General features: G+C 66.8%; 12 protein-coding genes. 9 read left to right on the forward strand and 3 right to left on the reverse strand.

Annotated elements, in window-relative coordinates; all coding sequences use genetic code 11:
- Positions 1-51 precede the first annotated feature (51 nt).
- The 4 genes from trxB to infA all read left to right on the forward strand — a co-directional run bounded on the left by trxB (position 52) and on the right by infA (position 3,220).
- Positions 52-1,005: a thioredoxin-disulfide reductase gene (gene trxB, locus LK996_RS09345; RefSeq protein ID WP_230526921.1), complete on the forward strand. Its 954-nt coding sequence runs from the start codon at positions 52-54 to the stop codon at positions 1,003-1,005.
- 6 nt (positions 1,006-1,011) lie between these two features.
- Positions 1,012-2,169 carry a GNAT family N-acetyltransferase gene (locus LK996_RS09350; protein ID WP_230526922.1) on the forward strand — a complete coding sequence of 386 codons (1,158 nt, stop codon included), beginning with the start codon at positions 1,012-1,014 and terminating at the stop codon, positions 2,167-2,169.
- Positions 2,166-2,897, forward strand: coding sequence for a leucyl/phenylalanyl-tRNA--protein transferase (aat, locus tag LK996_RS09355; protein ID WP_230526923.1), 732 nt, complete (start codon positions 2,166-2,168; stop codon positions 2,895-2,897). Before LK996_RS09350 ends, aat begins: the two co-directional genes overlap by 4 nt.
- A 104-nt stretch (positions 2,898-3,001) precedes the next feature.
- Complete coding sequence (infA, locus tag LK996_RS09360; RefSeq protein WP_036168934.1) at positions 3,002-3,220, forward strand: translation initiation factor IF-1; 219 nt, start codon at positions 3,002-3,004, stop codon at positions 3,218-3,220.
- An 82-nt stretch (positions 3,221-3,302) separates the two neighbouring features.
- Here infA and clpA read toward each other — a convergent pair whose 3' ends face one another.
- Together clpA and clpS are read right to left on the reverse strand one after the other, a co-directional pair.
- Positions 3,303-5,573 carry an ATP-dependent Clp protease ATP-binding subunit ClpA gene (gene clpA / locus LK996_RS09365; protein ID WP_230526924.1) on the reverse strand — a complete coding sequence of 757 codons (2,271 nt, stop codon included), beginning with the start codon at positions 5,571-5,573 and terminating at the stop codon, positions 3,303-3,305.
- 116 nt (positions 5,574-5,689) lie between these two features.
- Positions 5,690-6,010: an ATP-dependent Clp protease adapter ClpS gene (clpS, locus tag LK996_RS09370; RefSeq protein ID WP_036168938.1), complete on the reverse strand. Its 321-nt coding sequence runs from the start codon at positions 6,008-6,010 to the stop codon at positions 5,690-5,692.
- A gap of 106 nt (positions 6,011-6,116) precedes the next feature.
- Between clpS and LK996_RS09375 the strand changes: the two genes are divergently transcribed.
- From LK996_RS09375 to acnA, 5 genes are all read left to right on the forward strand, one after another.
- Positions 6,117-6,590 (forward strand): hypothetical protein, encoded by a 474-nt coding sequence (locus LK996_RS09375; RefSeq protein WP_230526925.1) that lies wholly within the window; start codon positions 6,117-6,119, stop codon positions 6,588-6,590.
- A gap of 1 nt (position 6,591) precedes the next feature.
- The gene (locus tag LK996_RS09380; protein WP_230526926.1) at positions 6,592-7,053 is read left to right on the forward strand and encodes an NUDIX hydrolase; all 462 of its coding nucleotides are present in this window, start codon (positions 6,592-6,594) and stop codon (positions 7,051-7,053) included.
- A gap of 8 nt (positions 7,054-7,061) precedes the next feature.
- Positions 7,062-8,198 carry a tRNA 2-thiouridine(34) synthase MnmA gene (gene mnmA, locus LK996_RS09385; RefSeq protein WP_230526927.1) on the forward strand — a complete coding sequence of 379 codons (1,137 nt, stop codon included), beginning with the start codon at positions 7,062-7,064 and terminating at the stop codon, positions 8,196-8,198.
- The gene (gene hflD, locus LK996_RS09390) at positions 8,195-8,836 is read left to right on the forward strand and encodes a high frequency lysogenization protein HflD (protein ID WP_230526928.1); all 642 of its coding nucleotides are present in this window, start codon (positions 8,195-8,197) and stop codon (positions 8,834-8,836) included. Before mnmA ends, hflD begins: the two co-directional genes overlap by 4 nt.
- A 135-nt stretch (positions 8,837-8,971) precedes the next feature.
- Complete coding sequence (gene acnA / locus LK996_RS09395) at positions 8,972-11,722, forward strand: aconitate hydratase AcnA (RefSeq protein ID WP_230526929.1); 2,751 nt, start codon at positions 8,972-8,974, stop codon at positions 11,720-11,722.
- A 172-nt stretch (positions 11,723-11,894) separates the two neighbouring features.
- Here acnA and LK996_RS09400 read toward each other — a convergent pair whose 3' ends face one another.
- Positions 11,895-12,320, reverse strand: coding sequence for a nuclear transport factor 2 family protein (locus tag LK996_RS09400; protein WP_230526930.1), 426 nt, complete (start codon positions 12,318-12,320; stop codon positions 11,895-11,897).
- Positions 12,321-12,347: the final 27 nt, after the last annotated feature.

A 12,347-nucleotide genomic window follows, 5' to 3' on the forward strand; every position in this document is an offset into this window, starting at 1 on the left:
GGGTGAAACCAGTCGCGCATCTTACGCGAACTCCCTATCGGACGCCCCTTGATGACCTCCGCGAAGCATTGCTCCCTGTTGATCCTCGGTTCCGGCCCGGCTGGTTGGACTGCCGCCGTCTACGCCGCGCGCGCCAACCTCAAGCCCGTGGTGATCACCGGCCTGCAGCAGGGCGGCCAGCTGATGACGACGACCGAAGTCGACAACTGGCCCGGCGACGCGCACGGCCTGATGGGCCCGGCGTTGATGGAACGCATGCAGGCGCATGCCGAGCGCTTCGATACCGAAGTGATCTTCGACCACATCCACACCGCCGACCTGTCGCAGCGTCCGTTCCGCCTGAAGGGCGACAGCGGCGAGTACACCGCCGATGCGCTGATCATCGCGACCGGCGCGACGGCGAAGTACCTCGGCCTGGAATCCGAGCAGAAGTTCATGGGCCGCGGCGTGTCGGCGTGCGCGACGTGCGACGGCTTCTTCTTCAAGGACATGGACGTGGCGGTCATCGGCGGCGGCAACACCGCGGTCGAAGAAGCGCTGTACCTGTCGAACATCGCGCGCAAGGTGTACATCGTGCATCGCCGCGACACGCTGCGCGCCGAAAAGATCATGCAGGACAAGCTGTTCGCGAAGATCCAGTCCGGCAAGATCGAACCGATCTGGCACCACACCGTCGAGGAAGTGCTCGGCAACGACGCGGGCGTCACGGGGTTGCGCCTGAAGTCGACGCAGGACGAAGCGACGCGCCAGATCGACATCCACGGTTTGTTCGTCGCCATCGGCCACACGCCGAACACGTCGCTGTTCGAAGGCCAGCTCGCGATGCACAACGGCTATCTCGAGATCCGTTCCGGCCTGTCCGGCAATGCGACGCAGACGTCGGTGGCTGGCGTGTTCGCCGCCGGCGACGTCGCCGACCAGGTCTATCGCCAGGCCGTGACGTCGGCCGGCTTCGGCTGCATGGCGGCGCTGGATGCCGAGAAGTTCCTCGACAAGGAAGGCTGAGGCCCGATGCGCGCGCGCATCCTCGGCGCGCTGACCGACATTCCCGCCGACGCGTGGGATGCGCTGCACGACGGGCGCAATCCCTTCGTCGCGCACGCCTTTCTCGCGGGCATGGAAGCGCACGGCTGCGTGCGCGCTTCGCTGGGGTGGATGCCGTGCCATCTCGGGTTGTTCGACGGCGACGGGGCCGATGCAGGCACGCTCGTCGCCGCCGCGCCCGGCTATCGCAAGCGCAATTCGCACGGCGAGTTCGTGTTCGACCACGCGTGGGCGCATGCGTATGCCCAGCACGGTCTTTCGTACTACCCGAAGTGGCTGGGCGCGGTGCCCTACTCGCCCGTGACCGGGCCGCGATTGCTGGCGCGCGATGCGGCGTCGCGGCGCGCGCTGGTCGCCGCGATCGTGGCGTTCGTGCGCGAGTCGGGGTGGTCGTCGGCGCACGTCGACTTCCATCGCGAAGACGAGGCCGATGCGTTCGATGCGGACTGGATCCCGCGCATCGACGTGCAATACCACTGGGAGAACCGCGGCGCGTGGCGCGACTTCGACGCGTTCCTCGCGGCGATGGACCACAAGCACCGCAAGAACATCCGCCAGGAACGCGCGAAGCTCGCGCGGCACGGCGTGCGCTTCCGCGTCGTGCACGGCGATGAAGCAAGCGACGCCGACCTCGACGCGATGCACGGCTTCTACCTGCAAACCTTCGCCGAGTACGGCAATACGCCGGCGATCACGCGCGGGTTCCTGCGACACCTGGCCGATGCGATGCCGCGCGCGCTGGTGCTGGTGCTCGCCGACCTCGATGGAGCAACCATCGCCGGTGCGCTGTGCCTGCGCGGCGCCGACACGCTGTACGGCCGCTACTGGGGCGCGACGCGCCTCGTGCCCGGATTGCATTTCGAGACCTGCTACTACCAGGGCATCGACTACTGCCTGCGCGAAGGCCTGCAACGGTTCGAGCCCGGCGCGCAGGGCGAACACAAACTCGCGCGCGGGTTCCTGCCGACGTGCGTGCACAGCAGGCACTGGATCGGCGAACCGGAATTCGCCGACGCGATTCGCCAGTGGTGCGCAGAGGAAAGTCATTCGGTGCGGCGTTACATGGCGGCGCTCGCATCGCACACGCCGTTCCGGGACGAGCACGCACGCGAGGAACACGCGTGACCCGGCGCATGCCTGCGCTCCTCGGACCCGATCCGGTATTTCCGCCGGTCGAGGACGCCTTGCGCGATCCGGATGGCTTGCTCGCGATCGGCGGCGACCTCTCGGTGCCCCGCCTGCTCGCGGCCTATCGCCACGGGATCTTCCCGTGGTTCTCCGCGGGCCAGCCGATCCTGTGGTGGTCACCCGACCCGCGCATGGTGTTCCGCACCGACGGCGTGCACCTGTCGACGCGCTTCCGCCGCACGCTGCGATCGTCGGATTGGATCGTGCGCGCCGACACGCGCTTCGCCGATGTCATCGATGCATGCGCCACGATCGAGCGCGACGGACAACGCGGCACGTGGATCCTGCCCGCGATGCGCCGCGCCTACGGCGAGCTGCGCCAGCGCGGGCACGCGCACAGTATCGAAGTGTTCGACGGCGATCGCCTGGTCGGCGGTCTGTACGGCGTGGCGATCGGCGCGATGTTCTTCGCCGAGAGCATGTACAGCGCCGAGCCGGGCGGATCGAAAGTGGCGCTCGCCGCCCTCGCCCATCACCTGCACGCGTGGGGCTGGCCACTGATCGACGCGCAGGTGGAGAACGACCACCTCGTGCGCATGGGCGCCGATGCGATTCCGCGCAGCGCATTCCTGGCACGCGTGGCCGCGCAGGTCGACCTCGACGAAGCCCCCGGCCCGTGGACCGCGCGGTTCGGCGATTTCAGGGCGCGCGAACTGGCCGGCTGAACCCGTTTGCCACGGGCGCTTGGCCCGAACGGCCGGCGCATGCCAGAATGCGCGACTTTGCGGGCGGCCGATCGCCGCCTCGCGCTCACGCTACCAGGTAACAAATGGCCAAAGACGACGTCATCGAGTTCGAGGGTACGGTCACCGAAACCCTCCCGAACACCATGTTCCGGGTGAAGCTCGAGAACGGCCACGAAATCATTGCCCACATTTCCGGCCGCATGCGGAAGAACTACATCCGCATCCTCACCGGCGACAAGGTCAAGGTCGAAATGACCCCGTACGACCTGACCAAGGGCCGCATCACTTATCGAATGAAGTGATCGCCGCAAGCTGTTGAGGCAATAAAGAAAAAGGCGACCCTTGGGTCGCCTTTTTCGTTTCCGTGCCCTGGCACGGCCTGGCTTACACGGTGACCGGCAGCAGCTTCTCCGGCTCCGGCGAGGACTCGACGCGCAAGTCGCCGTCGACCACGTCGATGGTGACCTTGCCGCCGCCCACCAGCTTGCCGAACAACAGCTCGTCCGCCAGCGGCCGCTTGATGCGGTCCTGGATCACGCGCGCCATCGGGCGTGCGCCCATCAGCGGGTCGAAGCCGTGCTGGGCGAGCCAGTCGCGCGCCGCCGGGGTCGCGGTGAGCGACACGTTCTTCTCGTGCAGCTGCACCTCGAGCTCGATCAGGAACTTGTCCACCACGCGCAGGATGTGCTCGAAGCCCAGCGCCTGGAACTGCACCACCGCGTCGAGGCGGTTGCGGAATTCGGGGCTGAAGCTGCGGCGGATCACTTCCATCGCATCGGTGCTGTTGTCCTGCTTGGTGAAACCGATCGAGCGCCGCGCGGCCTGCGCCGCACCCGCGTTGGTCGTCATCACCAGGATCACGTTCTTGAAGTTCGCCTCTCGCCCGTTGGTGTCGGTCAGCACGCCGCGGTCCATCACCTGCAACAGGATGTTGAAGATGTCCGGGTGCGCCTTCTCGACCTCGTCGAGCAGCAGCACGCAGTGCGGCGTCTTGACGATCTTCTCGGTCAGCAGGCCGCCCTGGTCGAAGCCGACGTAACCCGGGGGCGCACCGATCAGGCGGCTCACCGAATGCGGCTCCATGTACTCGGACATGTCGAAGCGCACGAGCTCGATGCCCAGCTGCAGCGCGAGCTGGCGCGTGACCTCGGTCTTGCCGACGCCCGTCGGGCCCGAGAACAGGAAGTTGCCGATCGGCTTGTCCGGATTGCCCAGGCCCGAGCGTGCGAGCTTGATCGCCGAGACCAGCGTGTCGATCGCCGGATCCTGGCCGAAGATCACCATCTTCAGGTTGCGATCCAGGTTCTTGAGCACGTCCTTGTCCGACGCACTGACCTGCTTGGTCGGGATGCGCGCCATCTTCGCGACGATGTGCTCGATCTCCTCGACGTCGATCAGCGACTTGCGCACGGCGGCGGGCAGCAGCCTTTGACGGGCACCCGCTTCATCGATGACGTCGATGGCCTTGTCGGGCAGCAACCGATCGCCGATGTGCTTCACCGACAGGTCGACCGCGGCCTGCAGCGCCTCGTCGGCGTAAGTCACGCCATGGTGCGATTCGTAGCGCGGCTTCAGGCCCTGCAGGATCTCGAAGGTCTCGCCCACCGTCGGCTCGACGATGTCGATCTTCTGGAAGCGCCGCGCGAGCGCGCGGTCCTTCTCGAAGATGCCGCGGTATTCCTGGAACGTGGTCGAACCGATGCAGCGCAGTTCGCCGGAGGCGAGCACGGGCTTGATCAGGTTCGAGGCGTCCATCGTGCCGCCCGACGCGGAGCCCGCGCCGATGATGGTGTGGATCTCGTCGATGAAGAGGATCGCGCCCGGGTGCTTCTTCAACTGCGCGAGGACCGCCTTGAGGCGCTTCTCGAAGTCGCCGCGGTACTTGGTACCCGCGACCAGCGCGCCGAGGTCGAGCGCGTAGATGACCGCGTCGGCCAGCACTTCCGGCACGTTGCCTTCGACGATGCGCTTGGCGAGGCCTTCGGCGAGCGCGGTCTTGCCCACGCCGGCTTCGCCGACGTAGAGCGGGTTGTTCTTGCGACGGCGGCACAGCACCTGGATGGTGCGTTCGATTTCGTCGGCGCGGCCGACCAGCGGATCGATCTTGCCGGCGAGCGCGAGGTCGTTGAGGTTGGACGCGAACTCCGCGAGCGCGTCGCCCTTGTGTTCGCCTTCCTCGCCGCCGCGCGCCTCGTCCTGCGATTGCGATTCCTCGCCCTCGCCCGTGCGCGTGATGCCGTGCGACAGGTAGTTGACGACGTCCAGGCGCGTGACGTCCTGCTGGTTCAGGAAATAGACGGCGTGCGAATCCTTCTCGCCGTAGATCGCGACGAGCACGTTCGCGCCGGTCACTTCCTTCTTGCCCGAGGACTGCACGTGGTAGACGGCGCGCTGCAGCACGCGCTGGAAGCCGAGCGTGGGCTGCGTGTCGCGCCCGTCGTCGTCCGCCAGGCGCGCGACCGAGGTTTCGATCGCCTTTTCGAGTTCGTGGCGCAGGCGCGGGAAATCGGCGCCGATCGCCTTGAGCACGGCTTCGGCGCTGGGGTTGTCGAGGAGCGCGAGGAGCAGGTGCTCCACGGTCATGAACTCATGGCGGGCCTCGCGTGCCCGCTTGTAGCACTGGCCGATGGTCTGCTCGAGATCCTTGCTGAACATTTGCGTGGCCTCCGACGGCTGGCCCTGTAGGTATCTGTCGTCCTATATGGGAACGGCAAATACCATTTCCAGTGGCCTGCGCCAGGGCATTCCGACGACGGCCTTTGCGCCCGTGTTTACGCCTTTTCCATCGTGCACAGCAAGGGGTGCTGGTTCACCCTTGCATATTCATTCACTTGCGCCACCTTCGACTCTGCGACGTCGCGCGTGAACACGCCGCACACGCCACGGCCGCGCGTGTGCACGTGCAACATCACCTGGGTCGCCTTCTCGAGGTTCATCGCAAAAAACCTCATCAAGACGTCCACGACGAAGTCCATCGGCGTGTAATCGTCGTTGAGGAGCAGGACCGAGTAGAGCGGCGGGCGCGCCGTTTCCGGCTTGCTCGTTTCGACCATCGCGCCGTGGTCGCGTTCGTGTTCGTGCTTTCGTGCCATGGGCGGGATTATACGGAGGCACGCAAGACCCCCCGCCACCGGCGTCGTTGGACGCCCGGCCGCCGCCGCCCGCACAATGGCGCCCTCCTACAGGGTCTTCCCCGACATGCGCGTCCTGTCATCGCTGATCGCCGTTGCCGTCCTGGTCGTTCCCGCCGTCACATTCGCCGGGACGCCGGACCCCATCGTGAAGGCGCATCTCGACGCGCTGGAGTACCAATACGAGCTCACCGAACAGGGAGACTACAAGGTGGTCTTCAAGTACGAGGACGAGCGCACGCAGCTGGTGTTCATCGGTTCGGCGGTCGAAACGTACGGTGAACACCACGTGCGCGAAGTCTGGGCGCCCGCCTACAAGAGCGCGGAGGGCGCGCTGCCGCCGGACGTCGCCAACCGCCTGCTCGAATCCAGCAGCGACCTCAAGCTGGGCGCGTGGACCAAGGCCGACGCCTACGCCGTGTTCGTGGTGAAGCTGCCGGCCGACGCGGGCAAGGATGCGCTGGACGACGCGCTCGAAGTCGCCGGCATCACCGCCGACAACATGGAATCCGAACTGACCCCCGGCAAGGACGAATTCTGAAGTGAGTTACCGCGAGGGCCGCTTCTGGCAACCCGACGTCACCGTCGCCACGGTGGTGGTGCGCGACGGGCGGCTGCTCGTGGTCGAGGAACGGGTGAACGGTTCGCTCGTCCTCAACCAGCCCGCCGGCCATCTCGAACCGGATGAAAGCCTCGTCGACGCCGCGTTGCGCGAGACGCGCGAGGAAACCGGTTGGGACGTGCGCCTCACCGGTTTCATCGGCGCGTACCAGTGGAAGGCCGAGACCGGCCGCCATTACCTGCGCTTCGCGTTCTGCGCCGAGCCTGTCGCGCACGACCCGTCGCGCCCCCTCGACACCGGCATCGAACGCGCGGTGTGGATGACGCCCGCCGAACTCGACGCCGCACGCGCACGCCACCGCAGTCCGCTGGTGTGGCGCGTCGTCGAAGACCATCTCTCCGGTCGCCGCCATCCGTTGTCGATGGTGCAGCAGCTCGCCTGAAACCGGCCATGGACGCGAAGCACCAGGTGCGCACCATCGTCGGCATGTCCGGCGGCGTCGATTCGTCGGTCGCCGCGCTGTTGTTGCGCGATGCGGGCGAACCGATCGCCGGGTTGTTCATGCAGAACTGGGCCGACGACGGCAGCGGCGACTGCCGCGCCGACGACGATCGCCGCGACGCGGTCGCGGTGTGCGGCAGGCTCGGCATCCCGATCCACTTCCGCGACTTCTCCGGCGAATACTGGAGTGGCGTGTTCGAACACTTCCTCGCCGAATACGCCGCGGGCCGCACGCCCAATCCCGACGTGCTGTGCAATCGCGAGATCAAGTTCAAGCACTTCCTCGACGCCGCGCACGCGCTCGGCGCCGAACGCATCGCCACCGGTCACTACGCGCGCGTCGACCACGAAACGCACGGTCGCGTGCGCCTGCTGCGCGCGCTCGATCGCAACAAGGACCAGAGTTACTTCCTGCACCAGCTCGGCCAGTCGCAACTGGCGGCCACGGTCTTTCCGCTCGGCCACCTGCCGAAGGACCAGGTGCGCGCGATCGCGCGCGACGCCGCGCTGCCCACGCATGCGAAGAAGGACTCGACCGGCATCTGCTTCATTGGCGAACGCGATTTCCGCGAGTTCCTCGCGCGCTACCTCCCTGCCCGCCCGGGCGAAATCCGCGACCCGCAGGGCCGCGTGGTGGGCGAACATCCGGGCGTGTTCTTCTTCACCCTCGGCCAGCGCGAAGGCCTGCACATCGGCGGTGTCCGCGGACGCGATCCCGCGCCGTGGTATGTCGTCGACAAGCGCGTGGAAGACAACGTGCTCGTCGTCGACCAGGGCAGCGACAGCCCGCACCTGCTGTCGTCGATGCTGTGGTCGGAAACCGCGCACTGGATCGCAGGCGCGCCGCCCGCGGCCACGTTCGAATGCACCGCGCAGACGCGCTACCGCCAGCGCGACGAAGCCTGCACGGTGCAGGTGCTCGACGACGGTACGGTCGAGGTGCGCTTCGCACGCCCGCAGCGCGCCGTCACGCCGGGACAGTCGCTGGTGTTGTACGACGGCGAGGAGTGCCTCGGCGGCGCCGTCATCGCCCGCACGGACGCGCATGCCGGCGCGACGTCATCAAAGGAACTGCACGACGCATGAGCCCCGACAATCCAACGCCGACCAATTCGATCGAAGAGCGTGTGTTCGCCCTCGCCGGCCTTGCGCAGGCGCTGCGCCAGGTGCGCCAGATCGCCGAGACCGGACAGGCCGACAGCGCCGTGCTCGCCACCGCCGTCGACAGCGTGTTCCGCCTCGACGCCGACACGCCCGTGGAGGTCTACGGCGACGAACGCGCGTTGCGCCCCGGACTGCAACTGCTGCTGGACTACTTCACCAATTCGGGCGAAGCGAAGGACGAACTGCTGCCGCGCCTCGCGCTTGCTGTCATCCAGCTCGAACGCCGCTTCGTGCGCGAGGAAGCGACGGCGCACAAGGTGCAGGAAGGCATCCTCGCGCTCGCGCCGAATGCAGAACGCCTGGGCAGCGCGCATCCGGACGTACTCGGCCAGCTCGGCACGCTCTACGCCGATACCGTCAGTCACCTGCGCCCGCGCGTGATGGTGCAAGGCAATCCGCATTACCTCGGCCAGGCCGCGATCGTCTCGGAAATTCGTGCGGTGCTGCTCGCCGCATTGCGTTCGGCGGTGCTGTGGCGACAGTTGGGCGGCAGCTTGTGGGACTTCGTGCTGCGTCGTCGCGCGATGGTCGGCGCGGTGCAGTCGCACCTGCGCCTCTGACGCCCGGCGCGGGCCGATGTGGGCGTGATGACGCCCTTTCCGGCATAATTGACAGGCTAACCGACGCGCTTTGCCCGACGTTCGGGCAGGACGGCGCGCTCGTCCCCACCGCTTGATCTGCACGGAGCCCCACCGATGGCCGATTCCTTCGCCACCCGCGCCCACCTCGACGTCAACGGCAAGTCCCTCGCCTACTACAGCCTCCCGCGCCTTTCGCAGCGCTTCGACCTGTCGAAGCTGCCGTACTCGATGAAGATCCTCCTCGAGAACCTGCTGCGCCACGAGGACGGCGTGACGGTGACGCCCGAACACATCGAAGCGGTCGCCACGTGGGATGCGAAGGCCGAGTCGGAAACCGAAATCGCGTTCATGCCCGCGCGCGTCGTGCTGCAGGACTTCACCGGCGTGCCGTGCGTGGTCGACCTCGCCGCGATGCGCGACGCGGTGGCGCGCCTGGGCGGCGATGCGACCCGCATCAATCCGCTGATCCCGTCGGAACTGGTCATCGACCACTCGGTGCAGGTCGACGTGTTCGGTCGCCCCGATGCGCTGGACCTCAACGGCAAGATCGAATTCGAGCGCAACATGGAGCGTTACAGCTTCCTGCGCTGGGGCCAGAAGGCCTTCAACAACTTCAAGGTCGTGCCGCCGAACACCGGCATCGTGCACCAGGTCAATCTCGAGAACCTCGCGCGCGTGGTCGTCGAACGCGACGTCGACGGCGAACTGCAGGCGTTCCCGGACACCGTGTTCGGCACCGACTCGCACACCACGATGATCAACGGCATCGGCGTGCTCGGCTGGGGCGTCGGCGGCATCGAAGCCGAAGCCGCGATGCTCGGCCAGCCGTCGTCGATGCTGATCCCGCAGGTCGTGGGCTTCAAGCTCACCGGCAAGCTGCCGGAAGGCACGACCGCGACCGACCTCGTGCTCACCGTGACGCAGATGCTCCGCGCGCTCGGCGTGGTCGGCAAGTTCGTCGAGTTCTACGGCGACGGCCTGCAGCACCTGCCGCTCGCCGACCGCGCGACGATCGCCAACATGGCGCCGGAATACGGCGCGACCTGCGGCATCTTCCCGATCGACGCCGAAGCGCTGAACTACATGCGCCTGTCGGGCCGCAGCGACGAACAGATCGCGCTCGTCGAGGCGTACGCGAAGGCGCAGGGCATGTGGCACGACGCCAACTCGCCGCACGCCACGTACTCGGCCACGCTCGAACTCGACCTCGGCGACGTCAAGCCGTCGCTCGCCGGCCCGAAGCGCCCGCAGGACCGCGTGCTGCTCGAGAAGGTCAAGGACAACTTCCACGCCAACCTCGAAGGCCTCACCGCCAACCGCACGGCGAAGAAGACCGAAGTCGTGCGCATGGATGCCGAAGGCGGCGACCAGCCGCAGGCCGAACATCTCGCCGCGAAGCCGAAGTCGAAGATCCGCATCGCCGACCAGGATTGCGAACTCACCGACGGCTCGGTGGTGATCGCCGCGATCACCTCGTGCACCAACACGTCCAACCCCGCCGTGATGCTCGGCGCCGGCCTCCTTGCGCGCAACGCGGTCAAGCTCGGCCTGAAGGTCAAGCCGTGGGTGAAGACCTCGCTCGGCCCGGGCTCGCTCGTCGTCACCGATTACCTCAAGAAGGCGAACGTGCTCGACGACCTGGAGAAGCTCGGCTTCTTCGTCGTCGGTTACGGCTGCACGACGTGCATCGGCAACTCCGGCCCGCTGCCGGACGAAGTGTCGAAGGGCATCGCCGAAAACGAACTCGTCGTCGCGTCGGTGCTCTCGGGCAACCGCAACTTCGAAGGCCGCGTGCATCCCGAAGTGAAGATGAACTATCTCGCTTCGCCGCCGCTGGTGGTCGCCTACGCGCTCGCGGGCACGGTCGACATCGACCTGTCGACCGAGCCGGTCGGCCACGACGCGAATGGAAAGGACGTGTTCCTGCGCGACATCTGGCCGAGCAACAAGGAAATCGGCGACGTCATCTCCGCGACGGTCGGCCCGGAACTGTTCGCGCAGAACTACGCCGACGTGTTCAAGGGCGACTCGCGCTGGAACCAGATCGCATCGCCCGACGGCGACGCATACCAGTGGGACGAAGCCTCGACCTACATCAAGAACCCGCCGTACTTCGACGGCATGACGATGCAGGTCGGCAACATCCCCGACATCCACGGCGCGCGCGTGCTTGGCCTGTTCGGCGATTCGATCACCACCGACCACATCTCGCCGGCCGGCAACATCAAGAAGGATTCGCCTGCGGGCCGCTTCCTGCAGGCGCGCGGCGTGCAGCCGGCCGACTTCAACAGCTACGGTTCGCGCCGCGGCAACGACGACGTCATGGTGCGCGGCACGTTCGCCAACATCCGCATCAAGAACCTGATGTTCGGCGGCGAAGAAGGCGGCAACACGCTGTACTTCGACAAGGCCGGCAACCCGGGCGAGAAGCTGGCGATCTACGACGCGGCGATGAAGTACAAGGCCGACAAGGTGCCGCTGGTCGTGTTCGCGGGCAAGGAATACGGCACCGGTTCGTCGCGCGACTGGGCGGCGAAGGGCACCAACCTGCTCGGCGTGAAGGCGGTCGTGGCGGAGAGCTTCGAGCGCATCCACCGCTCGAACCTGGTCGGCATGGGCGTGCTGCCGCTGCAGTTCCTCGAAGGCCAGAACGCGAAGTCGATCGGCCTCACCGGTTCGGAAACCTTCGACATCGTCGGTCTCGATGACGGCAGGTCGCGTACCGCGACGGTCATCGCGCGCGGCCCCGAAGGCGAGAAGCGCTTCGACGTGCGCGTGCTGCTGCTGACGCCGAAGGAAGTCGAATACTTCCGCAACGGCGGCATCCTGCATTACGTGCTGCGCCAGCTCGCCGCTAAGAAGTAGAGGCGTCGCTTCGGTCGGGCGGAGGGATATGCGCATGCACACCCCTCCGCACAAACAATTCGTTGCCCCCACATCTTCAACGTCCAAAAGCGACGCAAAGCAAAGCAAGCGCACGCGCTTCGTCGGCGCTTATTGCTCGTCCGCGCTTCCGCCCATCCGACGCCGCGCGCTTCTACAGCTTTTCAGTCCACTCGGCGTTGACGAGCTCCCACGAGTCGCCGTCCTGGCGCCACTGCATCGTCACGTCGTACATCTGACCCGACGTCGGTAGCAGCGCGGTGTTGCCGCCGGTCATCGCCGCGGTGCATTTCACTGTTGCGCCGCCCTCGACCATCGCGATGTCGAGCGGGCCGAGCGTCACGCCGACATTCTGGTTGCGGAAGAACACCAACTGCGCGATCCGCTGCGCACCCTTGCGGTCCATGCCGTTCGGGCCGATGAAATCCTGCGCGAGCCCGTCTGCGAGCGTCACCGCGTCTCGCTTCTCGATCGCCGCCTGCATCTGTCCGATGGTGCGCCGCAGCGACTCCTCCGGCGGCGTGCGCGAGCAGCCGGCCAGCATGAAACCAAGCACCAACGCCATCCAGAATCGCCGCATTCGCACCACTCCCCGGAACACCGCGCC

The organism is Noviluteimonas lactosilytica (genome assembly GCF_020866925.1).
In the GTDB taxonomy this organism is placed as follows: Bacteria; Pseudomonadota; Gammaproteobacteria; order Xanthomonadales; family Xanthomonadaceae; genus Noviluteimonas; species Noviluteimonas lactosilytica.